The 25,090-nt window shown below is 41.5% G+C and carries 30 protein-coding genes and 1 pseudogene; 12 read left to right on the top strand and 19 right to left on the bottom strand.

The genetic code is table 11. The features are described from left to right. Positions 1-109: 109 nt before the first annotated feature. Together PCY16_RS01585 and PCY16_RS01580 are read right to left on the bottom strand one after the other, a co-directional pair. The gene (locus PCY16_RS01585; RefSeq protein WP_175061166.1) at positions 110-877 is read right to left on the bottom strand and encodes an SDR family NAD(P)-dependent oxidoreductase; all 768 of its coding nucleotides are present in this window, start codon (positions 875-877) and stop codon (positions 110-112) included. A gap of 31 nt (positions 878-908) precedes the next feature. Then, on the bottom strand, positions 909-2,066 hold the full coding sequence (locus PCY16_RS01580; RefSeq protein ID WP_195413650.1) for an Mbeg1-like protein: 1,158 nt from the start codon (positions 2,064-2,066) through the stop codon (positions 909-911). A gap of 110 nt (positions 2,067-2,176) precedes the next feature. On the opposite strand from PCY16_RS01580, the gene PCY16_RS01575 reads away from it, so the two are divergent. Then, positions 2,177-2,803, top strand: coding sequence for a Pr6Pr family membrane protein (locus tag PCY16_RS01575; RefSeq protein ID WP_195413649.1), 627 nt, complete (start codon positions 2,177-2,179; stop codon positions 2,801-2,803). Positions 2,804-2,840: 37 nt separating this feature from the next. Here PCY16_RS01575 and PCY16_RS01570 read toward each other — a convergent pair. Beyond that, positions 2,841-3,682, bottom strand: a pseudogene (locus PCY16_RS01570) (HAD family hydrolase). 151 nt (positions 3,683-3,833) lie between these two features. Between PCY16_RS01570 and PCY16_RS01565 the strand changes: the two are divergent. The 4 genes from PCY16_RS01565 to PCY16_RS01550 all read left to right on the top strand — a co-directional run bounded on the left by PCY16_RS01565 (position 3,834) and on the right by PCY16_RS01550 (position 6,543). After that, positions 3,834-4,223 carry a sodium transporter gene (locus tag PCY16_RS01565; protein WP_195413648.1) on the top strand — a complete coding sequence of 130 codons (390 nt, stop codon included), beginning with the start codon at positions 3,834-3,836 and terminating at the stop codon, positions 4,221-4,223. Positions 4,224-4,413: 190 nt separating this feature from the next. Beyond that, complete coding sequence (locus tag PCY16_RS01560; protein WP_037600402.1) at positions 4,414-5,316, top strand: glycoside hydrolase family 25 protein; 903 nt, start codon at positions 4,414-4,416, stop codon at positions 5,314-5,316. A gap of 112 nt (positions 5,317-5,428) precedes the next feature. Continuing rightward, positions 5,429-5,902: an aminoacyl-tRNA deacylase gene (locus PCY16_RS01555; RefSeq protein ID WP_014634221.1), complete on the top strand. Its 474-nt coding sequence runs from the start codon at positions 5,429-5,431 to the stop codon at positions 5,900-5,902. A gap of 2 nt (positions 5,903-5,904) precedes the next feature. Then, on the top strand, positions 5,905-6,543 hold the full coding sequence (locus tag PCY16_RS01550) for a histidine phosphatase family protein (protein ID WP_002890596.1): 639 nt from the start codon (positions 5,905-5,907) through the stop codon (positions 6,541-6,543). Between the two features lie 99 nt (positions 6,544-6,642). On the opposite strand, the gene PCY16_RS01545 is transcribed toward PCY16_RS01550, so the two are convergent. From PCY16_RS01545 to PCY16_RS01530, 4 genes are all read right to left on the bottom strand, one after another. Then, a complete protein-coding gene (locus PCY16_RS01545) occupies positions 6,643-7,062 on the bottom strand; it encodes a hypothetical protein (protein WP_048674402.1) in 420 nt (139 codons plus the stop codon). Positions 7,063-7,119: 57 nt separating this feature from the next. Beyond that, complete coding sequence (locus tag PCY16_RS01540; protein WP_195413647.1) at positions 7,120-8,022, bottom strand: HAD family hydrolase; 903 nt, start codon at positions 8,020-8,022, stop codon at positions 7,120-7,122. Between the two features lie 319 nt (positions 8,023-8,341). Continuing rightward, positions 8,342-8,821 carry a hypothetical protein gene (locus tag PCY16_RS01535; RefSeq protein ID WP_002885961.1) on the bottom strand — a complete coding sequence of 160 codons (480 nt, stop codon included), beginning with the start codon at positions 8,819-8,821 and terminating at the stop codon, positions 8,342-8,344. Between the two features lie 13 nt (positions 8,822-8,834). Then, complete coding sequence (locus PCY16_RS01530; protein WP_195413646.1) at positions 8,835-10,148, bottom strand: LysM domain-containing protein; 1,314 nt, start codon at positions 10,146-10,148, stop codon at positions 8,835-8,837. A 227-nt stretch (positions 10,149-10,375) separates the two neighbouring features. Here PCY16_RS01530 and lysS point away from each other — a divergent pair, with 227 nt between their 5' ends. Together lysS and PCY16_RS01520 are read left to right on the top strand one after the other, a co-directional pair. Then, positions 10,376-11,866 carry a lysine--tRNA ligase gene (lysS, locus tag PCY16_RS01525; RefSeq protein ID WP_195413645.1) on the top strand — a complete coding sequence of 497 codons (1,491 nt, stop codon included), beginning with the start codon at positions 10,376-10,378 and terminating at the stop codon, positions 11,864-11,866. A gap of 53 nt (positions 11,867-11,919) precedes the next feature. Beyond that, entirely contained in the window at positions 11,920-12,465 is a 546-nt protein-coding gene (locus PCY16_RS01520) for a hypothetical protein (protein ID WP_060971553.1), read from the top strand. Between the two features lie 38 nt (positions 12,466-12,503). Here the strand turns inward: PCY16_RS01520 and PCY16_RS01515 are convergent, their stop codons facing one another. After that, the gene (locus PCY16_RS01515) at positions 12,504-12,812 is read right to left on the bottom strand and encodes a hypothetical protein (RefSeq protein ID WP_139723934.1); all 309 of its coding nucleotides are present in this window, start codon (positions 12,810-12,812) and stop codon (positions 12,504-12,506) included. Positions 12,813-13,015: 203 nt separating this feature from the next. On the opposite strand from PCY16_RS01515, the gene PCY16_RS01510 reads away from it, so the two are divergent. Next, positions 13,016-14,350 carry an Nramp family divalent metal transporter gene (locus tag PCY16_RS01510; protein ID WP_195413644.1) on the top strand — a complete coding sequence of 445 codons (1,335 nt, stop codon included), beginning with the start codon at positions 13,016-13,018 and terminating at the stop codon, positions 14,348-14,350. A gap of 34 nt (positions 14,351-14,384) precedes the next feature. Here PCY16_RS01510 and PCY16_RS01505 read toward each other — a convergent pair whose 3' ends face one another. Further along, entirely contained in the window at positions 14,385-14,597 is a 213-nt protein-coding gene (locus PCY16_RS01505) for a YdbC family protein (protein ID WP_002886106.1), read from the bottom strand. A 123-nt stretch (positions 14,598-14,720) separates the two neighbouring features. On the opposite strand from PCY16_RS01505, the gene PCY16_RS01500 reads away from it, so the two are divergent. Together PCY16_RS01500 and PCY16_RS01495 are read left to right on the top strand one after the other, a co-directional pair. Continuing rightward, entirely contained in the window at positions 14,721-15,005 is a 285-nt protein-coding gene (locus PCY16_RS01500) for a hypothetical protein (RefSeq protein WP_004182773.1), read from the top strand. A 96-nt stretch (positions 15,006-15,101) separates the two neighbouring features. Then, complete coding sequence (locus tag PCY16_RS01495; protein ID WP_195413643.1) at positions 15,102-15,641, top strand: biotin transporter BioY; 540 nt, start codon at positions 15,102-15,104, stop codon at positions 15,639-15,641. Positions 15,642-15,686: 45 nt separating this feature from the next. Here PCY16_RS01495 and PCY16_RS01490 read toward each other — a convergent pair whose 3' ends face one another. The 3 genes from PCY16_RS01490 to PCY16_RS01480 all read right to left on the bottom strand — a co-directional run bounded on the left by PCY16_RS01490 (position 15,687) and on the right by PCY16_RS01480 (position 18,317). Then, positions 15,687-16,004, bottom strand: a complete 318-nt coding sequence (locus PCY16_RS01490; protein WP_195413642.1) for a CHY zinc finger protein — start codon at positions 16,002-16,004, stop codon at positions 15,687-15,689. Next, positions 16,004-17,290, bottom strand: a complete 1,287-nt coding sequence (locus tag PCY16_RS01485) for a U32 family peptidase (protein WP_021144422.1) — start codon at positions 17,288-17,290, stop codon at positions 16,004-16,006. The genes PCY16_RS01490 and PCY16_RS01485 overlap by 1 nt, the downstream gene beginning before the upstream one ends. 97 nt (positions 17,291-17,387) lie before the next feature. Continuing rightward, the gene (locus tag PCY16_RS01480) at positions 17,388-18,317 is read right to left on the bottom strand and encodes a peptidase U32 family protein (RefSeq protein ID WP_037603903.1); all 930 of its coding nucleotides are present in this window, start codon (positions 18,315-18,317) and stop codon (positions 17,388-17,390) included. Between the two features lie 238 nt (positions 18,318-18,555). Here PCY16_RS01480 and PCY16_RS01475 point away from each other — a divergent pair, with 238 nt between their 5' ends. Continuing rightward, positions 18,556-18,852, top strand: coding sequence for a DUF3270 domain-containing protein (locus PCY16_RS01475; RefSeq protein ID WP_073687619.1), 297 nt, complete (start codon positions 18,556-18,558; stop codon positions 18,850-18,852). 53 nt (positions 18,853-18,905) lie between these two features. On the opposite strand, the gene PCY16_RS01470 is transcribed toward PCY16_RS01475, so the two are convergent. The 7 genes from PCY16_RS01470 to PCY16_RS01440 all read right to left on the bottom strand — a co-directional run bounded on the left by PCY16_RS01470 (position 18,906) and on the right by PCY16_RS01440 (position 24,617). Further along, complete coding sequence (locus PCY16_RS01470; RefSeq protein WP_195413798.1) at positions 18,906-19,346, bottom strand: YtxH domain-containing protein; 441 nt, start codon at positions 19,344-19,346, stop codon at positions 18,906-18,908. Between the two features lie 12 nt (positions 19,347-19,358). Continuing rightward, positions 19,359-19,757 carry a DUF948 domain-containing protein gene (locus PCY16_RS01465; RefSeq protein ID WP_002885965.1) on the bottom strand — a complete coding sequence of 133 codons (399 nt, stop codon included), beginning with the start codon at positions 19,755-19,757 and terminating at the stop codon, positions 19,359-19,361. Between the two features lie 124 nt (positions 19,758-19,881). Beyond that, positions 19,882-20,673 (bottom strand): prolipoprotein diacylglyceryl transferase, encoded by a 792-nt coding sequence (gene lgt / locus PCY16_RS01460; protein WP_195413799.1) that lies wholly within the window; start codon positions 20,671-20,673, stop codon positions 19,882-19,884. Beyond that, positions 20,673-21,602 carry an HPr(Ser) kinase/phosphatase gene (hprK, locus tag PCY16_RS01455; protein WP_195413800.1) on the bottom strand — a complete coding sequence of 310 codons (930 nt, stop codon included), beginning with the start codon at positions 21,600-21,602 and terminating at the stop codon, positions 20,673-20,675. The genes lgt and hprK overlap by 1 nt, the downstream gene beginning before the upstream one ends. 126 nt (positions 21,603-21,728) lie before the next feature. Beyond that, the gene (locus PCY16_RS01450) at positions 21,729-21,992 is read right to left on the bottom strand and encodes a PspC domain-containing protein (RefSeq protein ID WP_002885986.1); all 264 of its coding nucleotides are present in this window, start codon (positions 21,990-21,992) and stop codon (positions 21,729-21,731) included. 65 nt (positions 21,993-22,057) lie between these two features. Continuing rightward, positions 22,058-22,498, bottom strand: a complete 441-nt coding sequence (locus tag PCY16_RS01445) for a SprT family protein (RefSeq protein WP_073950153.1) — start codon at positions 22,496-22,498, stop codon at positions 22,058-22,060. After that, entirely contained in the window at positions 22,485-24,617 is a 2,133-nt protein-coding gene (locus PCY16_RS01440) for a Tex family protein (RefSeq protein ID WP_195413801.1), read from the bottom strand. The genes PCY16_RS01445 and PCY16_RS01440 overlap by 14 nt, the downstream gene beginning before the upstream one ends. A gap of 341 nt (positions 24,618-24,958) precedes the next feature. Here PCY16_RS01440 and PCY16_RS01435 point away from each other — a divergent pair, with 341 nt between their 5' ends. Continuing rightward, a complete protein-coding gene (locus PCY16_RS01435; RefSeq protein WP_002885949.1) occupies positions 24,959-25,090 on the top strand; it encodes an SPJ_0845 family protein in 132 nt (43 codons plus the stop codon).

Raw genomic sequence — 25,090 nt, 5'->3', positions numbered from 1 at the left:
CTCTCCGTCCTGTCGTAATCCCTTACATTATAGCATTTTCAGGGTTTCTTTCATAGTTTTGGGAAAATTCAAACAAAAAAACACGGCCCGAAGGTCATGTTTTTATCTTCTATTTATTCCCCCTATGAATCGTAAACCCTGTGGCTTGTTGGTTTGCCATGATGGTCATGTCTGAAACCTGGACGCGTCGTGGTTGCTTGGTGACATAGAGGACAGCATCCGCAATATCTTGGGCTTGGAGGGCTTCCAAACCTTGATAAACCTTGGCTGCCTTGTCCTTGTCACCGTGAAAGCGAACTTGTGAAAAGTCGGTCTCAACGATACCGGGCTGAATGGTTGTCACCTTGATATCTGTGGCAATGGTATCAATACGCAAACCATCGCTGAAAGTTTTCACTGCGGCCTTTGTAGCTGAATACACAGCTGCACCTGCATAGGCATAGATGCCCGCCGTAGAGCCCATATTGATGATATGGCCCTCATTAGCAGCAACCATACTTGGCAAAATCTGACGTGTCACCATCATCAAGCCCTTGACATTGGTGTCGAGCATGGTCAGTAGATCCCACTCTTCATAATCTTGATAGGCTGTTAGGCCTAGTGCCAGGCCTGCATTATTGACTAAAACATGGACTTGCCCCACACTTTTGAGAATGGCTTGGCAAACATCCTTGACCATGTCCATATCGGTAACATCCAGTGCAAAAGTCCAAACTTTTTGGTCTGGATAGGTCGATTGGAGCTCTTCTTTCAAGGCTTGAAGACGCTCCACACGGCGACCTGTTAGGATGAGATTTTCTCCCTCTTTAGCAAAGGCACGCGCCGTTGCTTCGCCAATTCCTGATGTTGCTCCTGTAATAAGTACGTTTTTAGGCATGATATCCTCCACTCCTATAGTCCAGCTGCCCCTAATCGTTATTTGTCAATTCACCCAACTTCTTGATAAAATCAGGAAGTTCAAGCTTGGGCAGGGTAGATTTTTTATTTCCTGACTTCCAAAATATCCAGAGTAATTGGTTGAAACCGTCTTGCAAGACCTTCTTTTGTTTGTCCGAGAGATTGCCAAATTCTTGCAGCATCTGACCTATCTGTGGCAAGGCTTGGATGCCAATATCATCGAGGCTTTCAATACCTGAATCAAGGATGGTATCAAAAACCAAATCGCAAACTTGCTTGAGTTCTTGATTTGGCAAGGTCTCAATCCATTCTTGGAAAGTTCCTTCCAAGCGTTGACTCAGGTCTGTCGGCTGGTCCACATAAATAAAATCCCTTGTCTCCAGGTCAACCTCCCAAGTCAAGGCGTTATGTTGAGCAAATCCAATGCCTTCTGCTGCGACTAGCTGGGCAGGCCTATCCCAATAGAGCATAACCCCCACAACAGAATCTTGAGGTCTAACAACTGTCATCCTGGCTTTTAACTCTTGGTAAGAAGGCTTCTCTAAGAGGGGCTTCATCAACCCTGGAGAATCTAGGAGCAAAAGCTCTGCTATTTGCTCGCGTAGAGCAGTTGAGCCTTGGACAGCCGCATAGAGGGCAAGATTACCACCCTTGGAATGTCCAGAAACAGCGATATGGCCACTAAGGTTTGGCAAGTGCTCAGACAGAAAGGCAATAGCTGAGCGATGGGCAGGAATTTCCCGACTGTAGGTCAGCTGAAAATCCTCCTTCCAGCCAATGACGCTATCATCTGTCCCACGAAAAACAATCTGCTGGTAGTCCAGTTCAGGCAGGCTAAAAATCATGGCTGCAAACTGCTTTTCGACTTCCTTGTCCAAGACACTACAGTAGTCACTTAGATTAAGTCTAGCGAAACGCTTCGACCTGACCATGGCTTCAGCCAAATCTACCCGTTCCTTAGTCACCATGAAGGTATACTCAGGATTTAGCTCTTTACCCTCGGCATAGTCATGTAAATTGAAGGTTTTCTGTAAATCACTTGCTGTGAGGTATTTTTCATAAGTCAGGTAGCCAATTTCATTGATGCAAACTTTATCCAAGATATTAAGTGGTTCTTGGTCAAAAGGCATATCCTTAACCTTTTCAAGATAATCGATTAGATTGGACATAGTAATCTCCTTGAAGTCTTTCTTACTTTGATTTTACTAGAATTTTCAAAAAATTGTTAGTGAAAAATGTGATATGATAAGAAGGATTATTTATTAAGAAAAGGAAACTTATGACTATTTCACGATTTTACCGTATCTTACTAGCTCTTTGTGGACTGGTAGGAGTCTCTATCCAAATCCATGACGATGGTTGGGGCATGTTGCTCTACTACACCGTTTTGTCCAATATCCTCGTCTTTTCTAGTTTGATTTTCTTTATCATCTATGACTTCAAAAAAGGGGATGCGACGACTAACACAAAACTCTTGCGTTACAAGGGTGGCGTAACCATGGCCATCCTCATCACTGGAGTCATCTATCACATCCTCTTGGCTCCTATTACAGAACCTGAGAAATTCTGGACCCTCCGCAATTTCTTGGTTCACTATATTGTCCCTTGGGGATTGGTGCTTGATACCCTCATTTTCGATGCTAAGAAAGCCTACCGTCTCCGTGAACCAATTTACTGGTCAGTGGTCCCTCTGTCTTACTTTGCCTTTGCCCTTCTAAATGGCTTGGCTCTAAAACTCCCAATCCCAGGTGCCAAAGATAGCCCCTTCGCCTACTTCTTTATCAATGTCAATAAATTTGGTTGGAACAAGGTCTTGGTAAATGTCCTAGTCATCAGTGCCGGGTATATCGCTGTTGGCTATCTCTTGTTCCTCTTGAAAAAAATTATCGGTCGTAAACCAGCATAAAACACAAGCTGAGCTCCCAAACGGAACTCAGTTTTTTCTATTGCAATAAACCCAATTTTTCAAAAGCCTTGTAGAGGCCATCAGCTTCAACATCGTCTGTTACAAAGTCTGCCATAGCCAAGATTTCTGGCCCACCATTCCCATGGCAACACCAACCTCACAGTATTCCAACATAGGGATATCAATCTTGGCATCGCCAAAAGCAATAGTATCCGAACGCTCAGCCCCCAAATGTTCCAAAAGGACATCGATGGCATGGGCCTTGTTAATATCCTTAACACCTAGATCACCAAACAAGGCTGTTTCACCTCGACCTCCCCAAGTATGGGCTTCAAGCTGTGGAAAAGCTTCTTTTGAATCTAGGTGATCCTGATAGGATTCTAAAACGAAACTGACCTTGTTTAGGTCATCACGGTAGAGTTCCCCACCATACTGAAGGCCATGAAGAAAATCTTCTGGTTCCTTACCAGCGACAGACTCTTCTGACTGCCCCTTTTGAATGGCATAAGTCTTAAGTGTCTCACGTGCCCGCTCCCGAAAATCAGGACTGGCAAAGAGACCGTTATTGCTCTCCAGATAAAAAGCCAGATGGCGTTCTGTTAGCCAATCCACAATCTTAGCCGCATCTTCCTTAGAAATCAGCTCATGCATGAGGACTTGGCCATGATGCTCTACATAAGAGCCATTACCACCAATCATCCCATCCAAGCCAATTTCCCATAATTCTGGTTGCATTTCTGCCTTGCTACGACCAGTACAAACATAGACCAGATGGCCATTTTTACGGGCCTGACGAACAGCCTTTACTGCTGACTCTGGAATGCGGTTATGATAATCCACCAAGGTCCCATCAACATCTAGAAAAATAAGTTTTGACATGTTTTCACCTCGAGTCTTCTTTTACTTTATTATACCCTGATACTGCTACAAGAGATACTACTATCCTTGGACAAACTGATACTATCCTACGATAGTATTGTCTCCAATCCAATGCATTGCCATTTTGCATGAAAGAAGCTATGATGAAAGTATGAATGATTTAAAAACACTACTGAATCACCTGCCCTATAAATTAGCAGCCTATGATGCCCAAGGAAACTTTCTCTATGACAATGGTGGCGCTGACGGTAGTTTCTTCCTCCGTGAGTCTGAAAATCTGCCTGATTGGATCATGTCTGAAGTGCTAGCCTCTCCTACCAAAGAAAGAAGTTATCAGATTCCAACAGACAGTTTTGATCAAGTCCTCATCCAAACCTACCAAGCTGCTATCGACAACGAAGGAAAGGTACTAGGATTTTGGGAAACCATTTATGATTTGAAGCAACCTCTCAAGACCTATCTGGATAACTCTGCTCAAGCTCTTGTCGCCTGGTCTGATGCCACTAGTGGCGCTAGTTTCAAGGAGGAAACTGACTTTTAAGCTAAATTTCTTGCTTTAATAAATGAAAAATTCACTTAATTCAAGACTAGCTCAAAACACCCTTATTCATAAAATGTGCCTAAGTCAGCACTACAAAGGCTTTTTGGAAATCAGTCACTTTAATATCTCTCACAGAATTTATAAACACTCTATTTTGCATTTTTGCACTATTTAAGGTAAAATGGGAGTAATGAGAAAAAGAATAAAACCGATCGTTGTTTACGTGGTTCTAGCTCTTTTAGGATTAGCATTAGTTATTGCAAATATTCACAATACGTCCAAACAACAGGCGCATCTTCAAAACGTGAAATCTGCTATTCCTTATGCTACTACACCAAAAACAACAACCAGTAGTACATCTAGCAGTTCCGACGAGGAGCTGATACTCAATCCCATTATCGACCTTTCAGGGTGGCAACTACCTCAGGATATCGATTACGATGTCTTGTCAAATCATATTTCTGGTGCTATCGTCCGCGTCTTCGGTGGATCACTGATTAGTAAGGATAGCAATGCCGCTAGTTCGAATGGGGTCGACAAATCTTTTAAAACACATATTAAAGAACTCAAAAAACGTGACGTTCCAGTTGCCGTCTATTCCTACGCTCAAGGTACTTCTGTCAAGGAGATGAAGGAAGAAGCTCGTATTTTCTACAAAAATGCTTCTCCATACAAACCGACTTATTACTGGATTGACGTCGAAGAGGAAACCATGTCTAACATGGAGCAAGGTGTCCAAGCCTTTCTCGCTGAGCTCAAACGACTTGGAGCTGAAAATGTTGGTCTCTATATTGGTGCTTATTTCATGCTCGAGCAAGAAGTTTCAACTAAAAACTTCGACGCTGTTTGGATTCCAGCCTACGGTACCGATTCTGGTTATTACGAGGCTTTACCAAACACTGAAATCGACTATGACCTTCACCAGTATACGTCTCAAGGAAGCCTTCCAGGTTTCGACAACATCCTAGATCTTAACCAAATCAATCCAGAGAAAAACAAACGTAAAACCTTTGAAAAACTCTTTGGTAAGATTAAGCAAAAACCAACTAAAAATAAGAAGACTACTTCGACAAGTTCATCTAGTAGTCAGTAAAAACCAGTGTCTAAGGCACTGGTTTTCTTCTTGTCAAATTGGTTTAGGCGTGTTCGGACGAATGTGTTATAATGGATGGTAGAAATGTATAACTTTAAAAGGAGATATGACAATGGCTAAGAAAGGCAAAGTCAAGAAAACCTTGGTTGACCAAATTCTTGATAAAGCTAAAATTGACCATGATAGCTTATCCTTCAATGGTTTAGAAGGAGAGCTTCCAGAAGATGTGGCACGTGAGAGCATTTATAAAACCCTCGCCCTTAAGGGAGATAAGACAGGACCAGTCATCGGCATCGTCCCTATCACCGAGCACCTGTCTGAAAAGAAATTAGCTAAAATTTCAGGGAACAAGAAAGTTCAAATGATTCCACAAAAGGATCTCCAAAAAACGACTGGCTATGTTCACGGAGCCAACAACCCAGTGGGAATTCGCCAAAAACACAATTTCCCTATTTACATCGATCAGTCTGCCCAAGAAGCTGGTTTCCTTATTGTCTCAGCGGGAGAAATTGGGCGCTCTATCCGTATCAATAGTCAAGAACTTGCTGATTTTGTTAATGCTGAATTTGCTGATATTAAGGAGTAATCATGAAACTGTATTTTGTACGTCACGGTAAAACCGAGTGGAACTTGGAAGGCCGACTTCAAGGCGCCAAGGGAGACTCGCCTTTGCTTAAAGAATCTATCGAACAAGTACGTGAGTTAGGTCACTATCTCAGTGACACACATTTTGACTTGATCTTCTCAAGTGACCTACCACGTGCTAAAAAAACAACTGAACTCATCATGGAGTCTCAAAAGCCGAAAGCTAAAGTTACCTACACTAAAGCTCTGCGTGAATGGCAACTTGGTAAACTGGAAGGGCAAAAAATTGCACTCGTTCAGGCCATCTATCCAAAAGAAATGGATGCCTTCCGTCATAACCTAGCCAACTTCCGTGCTAATGACTTCCAAGCTGAGTCTGTCTATCAGACAACCAAACGTGTGGCCGAATTTGTTAAAACACTTAAAGATAGTGATGCTAAAAATGTCCTCATCGTCGGTCACGGAGCTAACTTAACGGCTTCTATCCGTACACTCCTTGGTTTTGAACCTGGTCTTCTTCGTAAGGCAGGCGGTCTTGACAATGCTTCTGTAACTATTCTCGAAACCAATGATTTTGAGCACTTCACTCTTAAATGTTGGAATGATACGTCCTATATGGATGAACAAAACAAGATCAGCTAAATCAGCGACTGACTTCATAAGACAAGCGATCCTTAACAAGGGTCGCTTTTTAGCAGTCAAAAAGCCCTTAAATCTATTACTTTAAGAGCTTCACTTCCATTATTTCCACTTCGGTTCATCTGGCAAACGATTTAATTCGACACCAAAGTCTCGGGCCAAGTCCTCTAGTTCATTTTCAAAATCGTCTAGTTCCTGTGAGACAAGATCATACTGTCCTTCAGACAATAAACGCTTAAAACGAAGACCACGACTCAAGATAAATTCCACGTCTATTTTGGCAGTTCTATGGACATGTTCCCAATAGTTGTTAGCAAACCCTCTTTGCTTTTCCTCAGCATTAAGATGGTCTACTAATGCATAATAGGAATCCCAAGCAACGCCCTTCATCTGCTCTGCATCTCTAATACCTTCGAAGAGATCGTCACGTTTGGCTTCGAGTGCTTCTACCTCTTTTCTCAATGCATCACGTTCAGCACTCAGTGCTTCAATATCATGTTTTAAGTTGTTGATTTCTACCATTTTCAAACTCCTTATCTCACGTTCTAGACAATAAAACGGCCATACGAGGCCGCTCTATTATCTTCCATATTTCATACGAAGGATTTTTTCCTGGTTCGCATTCAAACGAAGAAGGATAACCACTTTATCAATACTCATATTGCTCTCAAGAAGACGTTCAGCCGCCATCATAAGACCATTATTGATACCTAGTTGAAGGACTGGATTTTCATTATCATTGATATCAAAGATATATTTGTTATTTGGAAGATCGAAAAGGACTTTTACCGCTCCAAAGAGTTGCTCAAAATTGTCGATTTCCAAGTCGAAGACTGGCTTAGTACCTGGTTTGAGGCTACGTCCACGGTGGTTAAACCACATAGAATGCCAGCCACCATTGAAGGCACCCATGACATCATTGTCATAAGAATCTCCAACGTAGAGCGTCGTCGATGGATTCATATCAAATTGCTCAGCTGCGAGGTTGAAGATTTCCTTCTCAGGCTTTTGGAAACCTGTCGCCTGACTGACGATAACACGCTTAGGGTCCACATAATCATAAAGTCCCAACTTCTTGACCTTCTTAAGTTGGTGCTCTGTTGGTCCGTTGGTAATAATACCCATAGGAACATTTTTTTCCTTGAGGAAATCAAGGGTCATGCGCATCTCATCAAGCATGGTGATATTTTCCAACTCATGCTCGTAAACCTCTTGGAAATGGTTACCCGTTTCTTCATCAATTTCACGGTAGCCAAACTCCAAAAGGGTCTCTTTACATCGCCAAAAACGGAAATACTCAGTTGTCCACTCACCGGCCATTACACGTGGAAAACCAACATCAGAATAGTGGCGGAAACGAATGTAGGCTTGATTCATGTGACTCATATCAAAGTCAGGGAAACATTTTTCCATGGCAACACGATAAGGTGCCTGTTGGTCATAAATAGTATCGTCAACGTCAAAAACAATAGAAGTAATCATCTGTCCGTTCTTTCTTATATCATTCTCTTGTCAGAGACTTAAATAAATTAGGAAACTAACAACTAAACTACTACATGAGTCAGCTCTTAATTTAATCTTCAGTCTTGCAAAAGTAAGCTTTTAGTCAACTGTCTAGGGCAATCTTACTCGTCTGTTTTTTAACTAAGATGCAATTGCCCAAACAGTCTTATTATACCGTTTTTACCCTTTCTTTTCAATTTTCGACCCCACTTAAGGAAAGATTATTCGTGTTTTGAAGATAGAAAAAGGTTTGGAACATTTTGTCCCAAACCTAATGCATCTTGTCATATTTAGACGCTTATTTAATTTCTTTAAAGGTCATTTTTTGTTTGACTTCACCCTGACCACCTTTGGCAATCTGGTAATAGAAATCTTTTGATGTAAAGTGGTCACCATAAGCAAAGACCTTGTTGTACTGCCATTGTGACAATTGATCGTCCTCTTTTTTACCAAGAGTCAAAGTAGTTTTTGTCACACTGTATTCCCACTTAGCTGTTTGGTCATTATAGGCCTTGTCAAAATCAGTCTGACTCTTAGCAGCATTAACCACTGTCGTACGATCTTGACTCACAAGCGCCTTGTTCCCACCTTCTTGGAAGGCTACATACATGACACGATTATTGACCTCACCGTTTAGAGTACTTGAGTATTGGTAAACCTTACCAGGTACAACACTATCTAAATGGTGTGTTCCCCAGTAATAGAAAGCACCAAATCCAGCTCCCGTAACCAAGAGACAAGCAAGAACAACACTAATAATGATATTTCTCTTTGACATGTCTTGCCCCTCTCTATTCGTCACCAGTTAGGTCAGAGAAAGTTGCCTCTGAGTCTGTTTCAGTGTGGCTTGAAGAACTTGATGATGAGCGTTCAAGGCTTGATGAGCTTGAACTCATGCGTGTTTCTGTTTGAGAATCATCACTTGATGACGCCTTAGATTCAGATGATTTTTCAGTGCTTGATGATGAACTTTCTTTTTCCTTGTAAACATCAACATTGAAAGCCCACTTATCACCTTTATAACTTACCTGAATTTGAGCATATTTTGACTTGATAAGATCTGAGATCTTACTATCCCTGTTAAGAGCGTCATAAATCTTTTCAGCGAGGGCTTTGGCATTGGCTTCTGTTTTAGCACCATCTTTAGGTCCGTTTTCAATGTCTTTAGCCTTTGGCGTTTCACCTTGAAGGTAGAGAGCTGTGCTTTCAGTGTCCTTCTTAGCTGTAGCATTTACACCAGTCTTATCATCTGCATGTAAGAAGAAAGTCCATGCAGGACTACCTGAGTGGTTTTGTTGATATACTTGTTTGAATTCACTTTGAACCTTGTCTTGGAAAGCATCATCAGTCAATTCTTTTTCTTTAGAACTTTCTGTACTTGCCTTACTTTCACTACTGCTTGCTGTTGAGCTTGATGAAGAAGAAGATGATGAAGATCCACTTGTTGAACTTGATGAAGCATCTTTAGATTCTGATGATGACGAAGATGAATCCTTGCCATCTTTAGACTCTTTAGTATCTTTGTCTTTATCGTTATTATTGTTAGTCGTGTTATTTGAGAATGAAACGCTATTGTCAGAATTATCTGGAGCGTAGATCACTGTATTCTTAGAATGGTCATCAGAGACAAAAGTGCTGTTATTGATAATCACTCGGTTGTTATCACCGTAGTAGTTGTTGATAACAATCTTAGAATGTGCACAACGGTAACCATTACCAGTCACATGGTAACCTGCTGGGACATCACCATCACGTTTCAAGATGAGGACATCACCTGCAAAGATAAGATCAATATTCTGAATATTGTTATCGTAGGCTAATTTTTCAATAGAAATTCCAGTTGCTTGAGAGATTCCCCACAAGGTATCTCCCCATTGAATCACGTACTGTTGACCATCTAACTGCTGTGGATTGATGTTCTGAGTTGTCAAATTATTTGTAATTTGTTCAGGTGTGCTGGCAATCCAGTTTGTAATATCAGCAGCGTGAGCACTCGTTTGATTTTGATAAAAGCTATCTGCTAACACAGATACCGTAGGCATCCCAATAGGTGCTAGTAAAGCGCCAAGCATCACGGCTTTACTAACATAATTTTTCTTTTTCATCGTATTTCCTCCTTATATCATACGAAACTTACTTTGCTATTGTACACCCTTTTTATTATATTTGTCAATAAATTCTATAACTTTCTAATCAAAGATTAATGCTAGTTAACGATTTGTCCTAAAAATAGACAAATCCTAGCTTTATTTATCTGACATTTAATCATTTGTCCTATCTTTAGAGGGTGATTTATGATACAATAATTACGACTATTTTATGGAGGACTAACATGTCAAATCAACACATGGAAGAATTGAACGATCAACAGATTGTCCGTCGTGAAAAAATGGCGGCCTTGGCTGAACAAGGAATCGATCCTTTTGGTAAGCGATTCGAACGCACAGCTACATCTGGTCAATTAAAAGAAAAATACGCTGACAAAACAAAAGAAGAATTGCACGAAATCAACGAAACTGCTACAATCGCAGGTCGTTTGATGACTAAACGTGGTAAAGGTAAAGTTGGCTTCGCACACATCCAAGACCGCGATGGTCAAATCCAAATCTACGTACGTAAAGATGCTGTCGGTGAAGAAAACTACGACATCTTCAAGAAAGCTGACCTTGGTGACTTCCTCGGCGTCGAAGGTGAAGTTATGCGTACAGATATGGGAGAACTTTCTATCAAGGCTACTCATATCACGCACTTGTCTAAAGCCCTTCGCCCATTGCCTGAGAAATTCCACGGACTTTCAGACGTTGAAACCATCTACCGTAAACGTTACCTCGATTTGATTTCTAACCGTGAAAGCTTTGACCGCTTTGTCACACGTTCAAAAATCATTTCTGAAATCCGTCGCTACCTCGATGCTCAAGGTTTCCTTGAAGTCGAAACACCTGTTCTTCACAATGAAGCTGGTGGTGCTGCTGCTAAGCCTTTCATCACTCACCACAATGCACAAAACATCGACATGGTACTTCGTATCGCGACTGAGCTCCACCTCAAACGTCTCATTGTTGGTGGTATGGAGCGTGTTTACGAAATCGGACGTATCTTCCGTAACGAAGGTATGGATGCCACTCACAACCCTGAGTTCACATCTATCGAAGTTTACCAAGCTTACGCTGACTTCCACGATATCATGAACTTGACTGAAGGTATCATCCAACACGCTGCTAAAGCGGTTAAAGGTGATGGACCTATCAACTACCAAGGAACTGAAATCAAGATCAACGAACCATTCAAACGCATCCACATGGTTGATGCAATCAAGGAAATCACTGGCGTTGACTTCTGGCAAGACATGACTTTGAATGAAGCCAAAGCAATCGCTGCTGAAAAGAATGTTCCAGTTGAAAAACACTACACTGAAGTTGGTCACATCATCAACGCCTTCTTCGAAGAATTCGTTGAAGAAACATTGATTCAACCAACTTTCATTTACGGTCACCCAGTTGCTGTGTCTCCATTGGCTAAGAAAAACCCAGAAGATCCACGCTTCACTGACCGTTTCGAGCTCTTCATCATGACAAAAGAGTACGGAAATGCCTTCACCGAATTGAACGACCCAATCGATCAATTGTCACGTTTCGAAGCACAAGCTGCTGCTAAAGAACTCGGTGACGACGAAGCAACAGGCATCGACTACGACTACGTTGAAGCCCTCGAATACGGTATGCCACCAACAGGTGGACTCGGAATCGGTATCGACCGTCTCTGCATGCTTCTCACTGACACAACAACCATCCGTGATGTCTTGTTGTTCCCAACGATGAAATAAAAAGTGATATCCCATTAGTCAAATAATGGGATATTTTTATATGAGGTATAAACGTGTTCACAAAATTGAAGTCCCTATTTAAGAAAAAATCAAGTGTGCTTGAACAGGCTGATACAAAAATAGAAGAAAGTCAAGTAAACTTTCCCATAGACCGCGCAGATTATTTTTTCGATCATGCACTTGTATTTTATTGTGAAGAAAATAATATACCTTCAGAAAAACTAAGCCAATCAGACATGCTAGAGATTAGTAAAAGAGCTGCTTTTCATCTCAGTATCTTCGTCGCCTGGCTAGCAAAACATGATTTTCTGAATCCCCAAAGTGATGGATTTAACCTTGAGGATGTACAAAAACTCAAGAATGAAACGATTACGGGTACAGACTATCTCTTTAAACATCTTGATGAAAAACTCTATTCAACTGATATCAGTAACACACTCCTTCCCTTCATCTCTTATTTTTATGAAGATTACATGGATTTCTGTTATACAGTCTTGGTTGATGATGTTGCTAGAACTGAATTTGACTGGAAAATCTATCACTTGGTTGAAGATGATATTGACGAGATGTTCAGCCAATATAAAACTCACATCAGATAATATTAAAAACGCTTCCCTCAATCGAGAGAAGCATTTTCTTATTTCCAAAATTTTGCCTTTGATGCTGCGACCCAAGCTGACAAACAAGCAAGGGCTACTACTGCATAGATAGCGTATTGTTTAGCAGGATAAATCCATGCTTTATTTTCTTCATGCCAGCGAGACTTCCAGAGGCCGATGTAATCTCCGGTCATTCCAGGATTTTTAAGGCGCTCCATGTAATTGGCAGGTAGGTTATCAGGCTGATTCATCTGCACGTTAATGATAAAGATAAGCAAAGCAACCACGATGACAACTACGAGTGCCAGGGTAATCTTTTTCTTAGCTGTTAGCTGAAATGTTTTCAATTATTTTTTCTCCCTCATCTATGAAATCATCTACTCTTATAGTTTAGTATAAAAAGTCAATTCTGAAAAGACCTCTATGATATCAATGTAGGATAAGTCAATACCTTTAAAAACCTTGCACATCTTCTTCATAGTGTTATAATATAATTGTCTGTCTAGAAATAATACACTTTTAGGCAGATATGACTTAGAAAGAGGTGCTTATGACATCTTCAAAGAAGGTTTCCCTTTCTGAGGTAAACCAATCCATAGATACACCAAATAATAATCGTTTTTGGCAAAATCTTAAGGCTTTCTTGGGACCTGGGGCTCTTGTGGCCGTGGGTTACATGGATCCAGGGAACTGGATTACCAGTGTCGTCGGTGGGGCGACCTACAAGTATAGTCTGCTTTTTGTCATCTTAATTTCATCTTTAATCGCTATGCAGTTGCAACAAATGGCTGGGAAATTAGGGATTGTGACCCAAATGGACCTAGCTCAAGCGACTGCCTATCACTCGCCCAAATGGTTGCGATACACGCTTTGGGTGATTCTGGAGCTGGCCTTAATGGCGACGGATTTAGCTGAGGTGCTTGGTTCTGCCATTGCTCTTAACCTGCTCTTTGGTATTCCAATTATGGTTGCCATTCTGGTGACAATCCTAGACGTCTTCCTGCTACTGCTCATCATGAAGCTAGGATTCAAAAAAATCGAGGCTATTGTTTCAACCTTGATTTTGACCATCTTGGTTATCTTTGTCTATCTGGTAGCTTTGTCTGAGCCTAGTATTACGGGAATCCTAGAGGGTTATCTCCCTACGCCAGCGCTCTTCGAGCCACATGCTGCTGGACATACCAACCAGTTGACCTTGGCGCTTGGGATTGTGGGTGCGACCGTTATGCCACATAACCTCTACTTGCACTCATCCTTGTCACAGACTCGTAAGGTTGACTATTCTGATGGCAAAGACGTGACTAAGGCTGTACGTTTCATGACCTGGGATTCTAACATCCAGTTGACTTTGGCTTTTGTGGTTAACTCCCTCCTCTTGATTTTGGGGGCAGCTCTCTTCTTTGGTCATGCTTCTGATATTTCAGCTTTCTCACAGATGTACAATGCTCTTCAGGACTCTAAGATTGCTGGTGCGGTAGCTAGTTCGACACTTTCAACACTCTTTGCCTTGGCGCTCTTGGCTAGTGGTCAAAACTCTACCATTACTGGTACTTTGACTGGTCAGATTGTCATGGAAGGCTTCCTCCACATGAGGTTACCACAGTGGGTGATTCGTTTGTTCACACGTCTCTTCGCCCTACTACCGGTTATCATTGTAGCCATTCTCTACGGCGATCAAGAAAAGACACTGGATCAACTCTTGGTTTATTCACAAGTATTCCTTTCACTTGCCTTGCCATTCTCTATTTTCCCTTTGATTTACTACACTTCTAAAAAATCACTCATGGGAAAACACGTCAATGCCAAGTGGAATACTTTCCTTGGTTATGCCATCGCTATTGTCCTAACCATTCTCAATCTCAAACTTATCATTGATACGTTTTAAACAAAAATAAGGCCAGCGAAATGCTGACCTTGTTTTAGTTTTTGAAGGCGTCAACGAGAACTTGGAATTCTTCATTGCTAAGGGTAATCCCCTTACCCATCTTGGTATGGTCTGGACTCCATGTACGGATGTCATACTTAGCCGGTGCGCCATTAAAGCTCACACGATTGAGTTCCTTAGTCCAGCCCTTGTCATTCTCAGACAAGACCAAGAGTTTTTCTTCAATTTCAAATGAAAATTCTGCCATTTGCTTACCTCCACTAGCTTTATTCGTTTTTTCTGTGAAAATTGTTTGTTTTAGAAAGAAGTTATCCACAAAATTTCACCTTTCATGCTATAATTATTTTATCAAGAAACGAGGGAAATGACCATGATAAACTTTTTAGAAGCAGTAAAGCATCAGCTTCATCAGTTTGTGGAAACAGGTCACAGCAAACCTGTCCACCTAATGCAAAATCAGCTTATTAACGATATCTATCATGCTATTGATCATAACCAAATGGTCATGCTGACATCCAATCAGAAGACCTACAAGGGCTACATCAACCGTTATGACAGAGAGAGACAAGCCATCTTTATCGAGCAAGATAAGATCATCAGCATGATTGAACTAAAAGAAATCAAACGTCTAAAAATCATATCACAACGAGGTTAAGTTTATCAGTTAACCTCGTTTTATTATGGAGTTGACTATTTCAGAAGTGCTTGTTATAATAAGTTAACTATTAATTTACGAAAGGTTAACTAAAAAATGACGCAAAATCGTACATTGTCACTCATACTTCCTGCCTTCGGTGCTGCTATCATTGCCGCACTGGCTCAAATTGTTATTCCTATCGGTGCAGTTCCAATCACACTACAGACTTTTGCTGTCGGACTTGTTGCTGCAATTCTTAAACCAAGAGAGGCGACACTTGCTGCTACCCTCTACCTGATTCTAGGTGCCATTGGTCTTCCCGTTTTTGCAGGTGGAGGCGGTGGGCTCCAAGCCTTCTTTGGTCCTTCAGCTGGCTATCTGCTTGCCTACCCATTTTTTGCACTTGTCACATCTGCACTGGCTCATGCTAAGACTCCTATCTGGAAGATCTTTTTGGCTTTTGTTTTGGGAGATGCACTTGTCTTTGTCGGTGGTATCCTTAGCCTGCACTTTCTTGGAAAGATGGGATGGTCTGCAGCTGTAGCAGTCGGCTTGACACCCTTTATCGTCCCAGACCTTTTAAAAGGTCTGATTGTCGCTTTGGTGACTAAGCCAGTTTTAAAAGCACTAAAAAATCATAGCTACTTTAACTAAAAAAGATTGAAGACTTTGTTCGTGTGAACAGAATCTTCAATCTTTTTATTTTTCAAAATAAATATCATAGTGCTTTGAACAAGCTGGGTTGAAGGCATTATGACAATTGGGACAGGCTACTGCCTCTTGATATTCCTCAATAGTCATCTCATGCCGACAAACGCCACAAATAAGGACCTTGTCCTGTTTCAACTGACAGGGATAAGCTCGAAATCTATGTTCCTCCAAGCTATCATGACACTGATAACAGGCATAATACTTCTGGCACTCAAAGCATTTTAAGGCAACAATATCTAGTGTGGAATGGTAGTGCTGGCACCTACTCTGGTCATCTACCAGGAGGCCATTGATTTGTCTTGTCATTAGGCACGAACAGTTTTACTTGAACCGTCTTTTTGGTAGAGGTTAATCAAACCTTCTTTAGTTGAACGAATCATGTCGCCAGGTTTAACTTCTTGTGGCACGGTAATTGTAAGAAGTTCCATTGGGTTTGGTGCACGGTCAATTTTGTTACCATTAGCATCGTGAAGGTCTTTGATATCACATTCAAAATGACGGAAGCCTGGTCCGTAGAATTCAACGTGGTCACCTTCGAGAATAACGTTACGTTGACGGATTGTAGCTGTCATAGTGGCTGGATCAAAGTCTACTACTTCACCAACGAATTTGTATTGTGGAATCTTACGACGGGCACCAAAGAGTTGCTCGTTTTCTGTTGGTGTCTTGTAGTAGAAACCTGTTGCCAATTCACGTTGGGCAACTTTCCAGAGTTCGTTAATCAAATCATCTTTGATGGCGTAGAAGGCTTCTGCACTTTCCATGTAAGCGTCACAAGCAGCCTTGTAGCAGTTAGCAACTGTTGATACATAGTGGACAGATTTCATACGACCTTCGATTTTAAGGCTGTCAACGCCATTATCGATAAGATCTGGGATATTTTCAATCATACACATGTCAACGGCTGACATTGAGTATTCTTCAGGAACTTCACCGTGGATACTCTTTCGCTCTTGGCCGAATGGCATGTCGTAAAGATCATATTTCCAACGGCATGACTGTGAGCAACCACCACGGTTGGCATCACGGTCTGACATGTGGTTAGAAAGGGTACAGCGACCTGAGTATGAGATACACATAGCGCCATGGACAAAGGCCTCAATTTCAAGATCCGTACGCTTACGGATTTCAGCCAACTCTTCCATGGTAACCTCACGTGCCAAAACGACACGGGTCAAACCATACTCTTTCCAAAAATGGAAGGTTTCAACGTTTGTCGCAGATGCTTGTGTAGACAAGTGGATGTTAAGTCCTGGTGCGTAGGTTGAACAGATTTCAATCAAGGCTGGGTCAGATACGATAACAGCATCGAGTCCCATGTCACGCAATTCACGGAACCACTCACCAGCACCTTTTTCATTTCCTTCATGGGTAACCATGTTTGAAGCAACGTGCACATCAACACCACGAGCGTGAGCATATTCGATACCTTCTCGAAGCTCATCCATGGTAAAGTTTCCGGCACGGCTACGCAAACCATAGGCTTGTCCACCAACGAAAACAGCATCTGCGCCGTAATTTACAGCGACTTTCAATTTTTCCAAAGTTCCAGCAGGTACAAGTACCTCTGGGCGTTTTTTAGTTGTAGTCATAATTTCTCCAATTTGCAAGATTGTCGATTTTAAGTTTTGAACAACTCCTTCGTTCCCTGAAAATGGAAAACTCTCAAACGAAGGAGCATAAGATTTTTTATTTTACACGATCAGGTTCGTAATCATAGAAACCTGTGTCCAAGCCACGGTTGGCTGGGTGTAATTTGTGAATAGCCTCATCAAAGAGGAAGGCTTGGTCTTGTGAAAATTCGCCAGCCTCGATGAGGTCACGAGCCTTCACAAAGTACTCAGTGATTTTTACAAAGTTTTCACCTGGGCAATAAACACCGTCCAACTTCCAGTGGTCAAAACCATGTTCAACGAGTTCTGAAAGTTTAGTCATCATATCCAAGTCATTATTGGCAAAGATATGTGTCCCGTGCATGTCTTCATAAACTGAGTAGTGAGAATCTGGGTCCCCTGGCTCAGAAAGGAAGAGGTCACGTTCTTTGGTTACAGCTTCATCCGTTTTGATAAAGTTGTAATAGTTTTGAAGAAGTGGACGCTTTGAGTGGTGAATGATACTTGCACCATAAACCAAAACCTCAGCTGGAATCTGAAGATTTTCAGCCATGATGAATAGTTCCGCAGATGGAATCTCACGAGCCAAAACCGCTTCAGATGCTCCTGCCTGTTTGCCCCAGAAATTAATCTGACGGCTAGAGGTTACCATAGTTGAAGCATCATAAATCATTTTGAAGGGACGTTTGTCACGGTTACAGATGTAGAAAACTCCTGCATCACCAACCGTGATATAATCAGCCTTGATTTCTTCAAGAAAATCAAGATAGTCTGGAAGAGCATCCATCATACCTTGGTGCATGAGGGCGTTAACGGCAACAGTCAATTCCTTGCCTGACTCATGTACCAGCTCTGCAATCTTTCGCATTTCTGCGAATGAAAAAGGCTTAGGCAAACGAAGGCCAAAGGCTTTTTCGCCGATATAAATACGATCTACGCCAAGTTCTAGGAGCTCACGTGCTTGCTCGTAGCTCTCAGCAGTCGCTGTAATTACAATTTTTTCCATAACTCACATTATAGCACAAATGATTTGATTTTTTTAGAATTTTTAGGTTCAAAATTATGTATCTCAATATTTTAAATTAGTTTTCAAATACTATATTTTTCACAAAAATCAAAAAAAACTTTGCAATATAAAATTTTTATGGTATTATTAATGAGATTCTAAATAGTGAAATACTGACTAAGTATTTTAACCTACACGAAAATGTGATTTAGATATTTTACATAGAAAGGAGGCAGACATGGCTGACAACTTACACCGTCAATTTGACCACATTGAAGATTTCGAGACTGAGCGTCCTCAAACGACGAATTATCAAGATTATCAAGCTTTAAATAATAATAGTATTAAGCTACAAGATATGATTTTCTTTGGACGTATCTCAAGCTTCTGTGTGTCAACAGTCCTAGTTGCCTTCCTTTTCTTGGTAGCACAGGTGGCTACCTTCTGGGCCTTCTTCTGGGCAATTACCATTAGCGTCATTGGTCAGATTGGCATTTATGTCCTAATCGAATATTATAAAGCACAAAAACGTTGACTGTTTGGTCAACGTTTTTGCGTACTAAAAAAAGCCCCATGGGCTTTCTTTTTTTATTTTGCTTCTGCTGCTTCTTCAGAGATATCTTTGATATCAATGACGATATCATCAACGATAGCTTTTGTTTCTGCTTCAACATCTGCTTGCTCAGGAGTTACTTGAGCAGTTTTCTCTTTGATAAGTTCAAAGCTCTCTTTTGCAAAATCAGCAACTTGAGCTTTTTTTTCTTGAACGGCTTTTGTCAAATCATCTGCAGTGATGTCGCCATTTTCAAATTTTGTTTTATAGTCTTGGAAAGTATCGACTGCCAAATCTTTGTAGTCGCTAGCTTTTTCCACCACTTGATTTTGATATGCTTTAGGATCTTCTTTGAATGAAGCGATTTCTTCATCAATACGTGTTTTAACAGCTTTACCTTTTTCAGTTGTAAAGAAGTAAGCTGCTGCAGCCCCAGAAGCTGCACCAATGATTAGGGTGTTTAAAAATTTACTCATGAAAAGACCTCCTTATTTTTTCTTGTCTTTTTTACCAAATAGTTTTGAAGCAACCTTACCGATAGCAAAGGCTGAACCTGCCTTACCGACACTTGCTCCTGCTGCACTTGCTTTCGCACCGAGATAACGAGCTTCAGTATTCAAGTCAGAGACACTTTCTGAAAGCTCAGCTACTGCTACGAAGAGAGGATCGATTGTTTGAACTTTTTCATTAACATCTTCAACCAAGACGTTTGCCTTAGCCAAGATTTCATTTGTTTGATGAAGGGTTACATTGATATCTGTACGAAGCACAGCAACTGTTTCTTCAACTTCTTTAACCACATGACGGGTACGAAGTAGAGTAGGGATTAATGCAATGAGGAACGCAGCAAGTGCGATTGCGATAATAAGAAATGCAATTTCTGCCATAGTTTAGGACTCCTTTGACCTTTTTAAAAGGTCGCTACAAGAAAACTGAAGTAGAACCTCCAGTTTCCAGTGACCTTTGTTATGATAATTTTCATTATATTATAACAAAGTCTGAGCTATATGACTAGTTTTTCATTTTATAATCTGCCTCTGGGCGTTGCTTTCGTAAATAGAGCAAGGTAGCACCTAAGATGATAATGACGATGCTGACCCATTGAGAAACACGCAAGCCAGCAAACATGAGGCTATCTGTACGCATGCCTTCAATGACAAAACGTCCAAGACCATACCAGATAAGGTAAAATGAGGTCACATCTCCTTGACGCAGTTTCTTATTAAAGCGTCTTAGTCCTAGGATAATGATAAATCCGACCAAGTTCCAGAGACTTTCGTAAAGAAAGGTCGGTACACGATAACTACCATCAATATACATCTGCTGGCGAATAAATTCTGGAACATAATTCAGATGACTAACTGCTCTTCCGTAAGCCTCTTGGTTAACAAAGTTTCCCCAGCGACCGATACTCTGAGCAAGCATAACACCAGGTGCTGCAATATCAAGAAAATCCAAGACAGCAATGGCATGACGTTTCGAAAACCAATAGAGGACAGTTGCACCAGCAATCAAGCCACCATAAATGGCAATTCCGCCATTCCAAATCGCAAAAATTTCTGAAGGATTCTGACTGTAGTAAGACCACTGGAAGATCACATAGTAGAGCCTTGCACCAACAATGGCTATAGGAAAGGCAAGAAGAATAAAATCTAGGATGTTTTCAGGGTCAATTCCCTTTTCGGGAGCCCAACGCTGAGCCAGATAAACTGCAAGTAAGAGACCAGATACAATACAGATGGCATACCAATGAATACTGATTGGACCAAGTCTTAGGGCAATTGGATCAATGGTAGCTAACATCAGTCTTCACCATTCTTACTAATGAGGTTGGTCAAACGGTCCTCAAAGGTTTTGGTTGCATCAAATCCCATTTGCTTAGCACGATAGTTCATTGCTGCAGCTTCGATAACGACTGAAACGTTACGTCCTGTCTTAACAGGAATGCGGATACGTGGAATCTTAACGCCCTGCAATTCAATTTCTTCATTGCCATTTCCAAGACGGTCAAAGATCTTGCCATTTTCAAAATTATCAAGATAAATAGCCAACTGAACTTGAGAGGAATTACGGACAGCACTAGCTCCGTAAAGGCTCATAACGTCAATGATCCCAACCCCACGAATTTCAAGAAGATGGCGGAGGATTTCCGCGGGCTCACCCCAGAGAGTCTCCTCATCCTTAGCATAAACATCCACACGGTCGTCAGCGACAAGACGGTGACCACGTTTCACCAACTCAAGCCCTGTCTCACTCTTACCGATGCCAGAGTCTCCTTGAATAAGAACTCCCATCCCGTAGATATCTACCAAAACACCATGGACACTAGTTCGTTCAGCTAATTGCGAGTTAAGATACCAAGACATGTCACCTGAAAGCGACGATGTGCCGTTTCGTCCTTGAAGAACTGCTACACCATTTTCCTTAGCAGCTCGAAGCATCTCTTCCGGAATCTCAAGACCACGCGCCACGATAACAGCTGGAGTTTCCGCTTTAAACATATTCGCAAAAACAGAATAACGGTTGTAATCAGTCATGGTTTTAAGGTAGGACCACTCCTTCATCCCAACCAACTGAAGTCGTTCAGGTGAATAATAGTCAAAATACCCCGTCATTTCTAAACCAGGACGAGAGATATCAGCTGTTGTTATCGCTTTTGCCAAAAGCTCCTTATTTCCATAGACAACCTTGAGTTTAAGCCTATCAACCAGCATTTTAACAGTTACTGTCATGTTATTTCCTCCGATTATTTACTAGTTTCATTGTATCATAAAAAGGTTTTCAATGCGGTTCTCAAAGCAAAAAAGACCTATGACTAGCACTAAGGCCAATCATAGATCTTTTCTATTATAATTTACTCACCAATTCCACTCGTCTTCGACAGGTTCAGCGTTTTTACGTTTACGTCCATCCTTGAGTTTGATTTCGGGATAAATATCTTCTTTGTAAGGAAGGAGAAATGCTAAAACCAAGTATAGAAAGATTCCAAACTGTGTTGAAACCATGAGAATGATAGCCAAGATACGAGCCAAAGCTAGGTCCCAACCAAACTTATCTGCCAAACCTGCAACAACACCGGCGACGAGTCTATTTTTTCGTGTCTTATAAAAACGATTTGACATGGTCTTCTTCTCCCATCATTTCTTTGATTTAATTATATGATTTTTTTAAATTTAAAAAATCAGCCCTAGGACTGATTTAGAAAAATGAGCTTGCCTCGACACAGACCGCATCCAAACTTCTGTGTATTGACACGGCGTTTGCGACGGTAGATATGACCACAAGATTGGCACTGATAAAGGTAGTACTTCTCCTTTTGACCTTGCATCTTTGGAGCGTATCTAAGGCCTTCAACCTTGGCTAGTAAGTCCTTAAAATCTCTATCAACATGCTTGTAGCCCTTACCTTGAAAATAAAGGTGATAATGACAGAGCTCGTGGCGGACGATTTTTCGAAAGGTCTCAAGACCATGTTCCTCATAGAGTTTTGGGTTGAAATCTAAGTGTCCATCATTGGGAAAGAACCGCCCTCCAGTGGTCCGGAGACGCTTGTTCCACAAGGCTTGATGCTTAAATTCCCAGCCAAAATCTTCTATAGAAACAGTCTTAACATAATCAGTTAGATTCACGTGGATTCACCAAGGAGAGGTTGAGTTTTTCATGCTCCAAATCAACTTTTGATACCCACACGGTAACCAAATCCCCAACAGAAACGACCTGACTTGGGTGGTTAACGAAGCTCTTGCTCATCTCAGAGATATGGATAAGGCCATCCTCATGGACACCGATATCCACAAAGGCACCAAAGTCCACAACATTTCGGACTGTCCCTTCAAGTTTTTGTCCTACTGACAAGTCTTTGAGTTCAAGAACATCCTGACGAAGCACTGGTGCTTCAAAATCATCACGGAGGTCACGACCTGGTTTCAAAAGGTCAGCGATGATATCTTTAAGGGTTTCCTGACCAAGCCCTAGCTCTTCTGCTGTTTCTTTAAGATTAAGAGCCTTCAATTTCTCTTTGGCAGAGTCGTCCAAATCTGTGATATCCAACTGCTCGAAGAGGTCTTTTACCGCTGGATAAGACTCTGGGTGGACTCCCGTATTATCCAAGATATTCTTGGCATTTGGAATACGAAGGAAACCAGCTGCTTGTTCGAAGGCCTTGGCACCGAGACGTGGAACCTTTTTGATTTCAGCACGTGATGCAATCTCACCATTTTCCTCACGGTAGGCGACGATATTTTCAGAGATGGTCTTGTTGAGTCCTGACACGTGTGACAAGAGGGTACTACTTGCCGTATTGACATTGACACCGACTTGGTTAACCACGGTATCAACGACGAAATCAAGATTTTCAGACAGTTTCTTCTGACTAACATCATGCTGGTATTGGCCTACTCCGATTGATTTAGGGTCAATCTTAACCAACTCGGCCAACGGGTCTTGGAGACGACGGGCAATAGAAATGGCAGAGCGTTTTTCAACCGTCAAATCTGGAAACTCATGGCGAGCCAACTCTGATGCAGAATAGACAGAGGCACCACTTTCATTAACAATGACATAAGAAGTTTCTGGGAAATCCTTGAGGACTTCTGCCACAAAAGCTTCACTTTCACGGCTTGCTGTTCCATTACCAATCGCAATAATCTCAATGGCATACTTTTTGATGAGGTCAGCCAAGTCTTTTTTAGCCTGTGCGATTTTAGCCTGACTTGCTGGGGCTACTGGATAGATAACTTGCGTTGTAATGAGCTTACCAGTTTGGTCAACCACGGCCAACTTAGCCCCTGTACGAAAGGCTGGGTCAAAACCAAGTACCATCTTGCCTTTAAGTGGCGATACTAGAAGGAGATTTCGAAGATTTTGAGAGAACAGTTGAATAGCACCATCTTCTGCTGCTTCAGTCAATTCGCTTCGGATACGACGCTCCATAGCTGGAATGATTTTCTTCTTGAGAGATTGATTGATAACTTCCTCGATATAGTCATTTTTTTGTTTGAAACGAGCACTGTAGAAACGGTGCATTTTCTCAAGATTGTGCTTAAAGCTTACCTTGATAACGCCTAGTTTCTCACCACGGTTAAGGGCTAACGTACGGTAACCTTGAAGTTTAGACACCTTATCCTCAAAATCATAGTAAATCTTGAAAGTTTCTTTTTCATCCAGCGATTGATCCTTGAGGGTTGAAGTGATGTCACTGTTGTTCCAGATTTCGTTGTAGGTCCAAGAGCGCAAGCTATTGTCCTCAGAAAAGGCCTCAATCAAAATGTCCACAGCACCCGCAAGAGCCTTATCAAATGTTGGAAAGACTTCAGATGTCAGCTTTTCAGCTTCAGCCTTGAGGTTGGGACTATTTTGCAAGATAAGACGAGCCAAGGGGAAAAGACCTGCTTCACGGGCAATAGTCGCTTTGGTGCGGCGTTTTTCCTTATAGGGAAGGTAGAGTTCTTCCACGTCTGCCAACTTTTCAGCCGCTTCAATGGCTGCTTTGAGTTGGTCAGTCAATTTGCCCTGTGCCTCGATCTTAGCCAAAACCGTTTCCTTGCGGTCTTGAAGAGTAGTCAAGGACTTGTCCATATCAATGATAGCCTTGATTTGCGTTTCATCCAGATTGCCTGTTTTTTCCTTACGGTAACGGGCAATGAAAGGAATGGTATTGCCTTCTGCGGTCAATTCCAAAACTGTTTCAACTTGTTGTTTTTTTAGGCCCAATTCCTGAGCCAATGTCTCTAAATTACGATTTTCCATAAGTTCTATTATACCACGATAGGAGATTTGCTTGGGTAGAAAACCTTGTAGCTGAAGCGAGAATTTTTAAGCAAGAGGTAGTATAATAGAAAGGTAGACCTATTGTTAGGGGCTATTTCTTTCGGAAAATAGATGCATCTTCCTAGAAGCAGAGCTTCTTCGGTCGATGCCCTAATTTTCTGTCAGAAATGACGCCCTTAGTATCTTATTGCAACTGAACTCGGGCTATTTCTTTCGGAAAATAGATGCATCTTCCTAGAAGCAGAGCTTCTTCGTCTGATGCCCTAATTTTCTCTTAGAAATGACGCCCTTAGTATCTTATTTAAACTCGGAGGCTTTTTATGGCGGTTATTCAGAAAAAAACAAATGAACTTGAAAGCATGATGGCATCTTTTGCGGCTATCCCTGATTTTGAAAAGGCGGGAACTGATCCTAAGAAGGACAAACGTCTTCAAGAAGATAAGAAGAAATAA

Origin of the sequence: Streptococcus sp. SS4 (genome assembly GCF_030440125.1) — a bacterium.
Classification (GTDB): domain Bacteria; phylum Bacillota; class Bacilli; order Lactobacillales; family Streptococcaceae; genus Streptococcus.
Note: the sequence above shows the minus strand (reverse complement) of the source record. Positions and strands in the feature narration are given on the sequence as shown.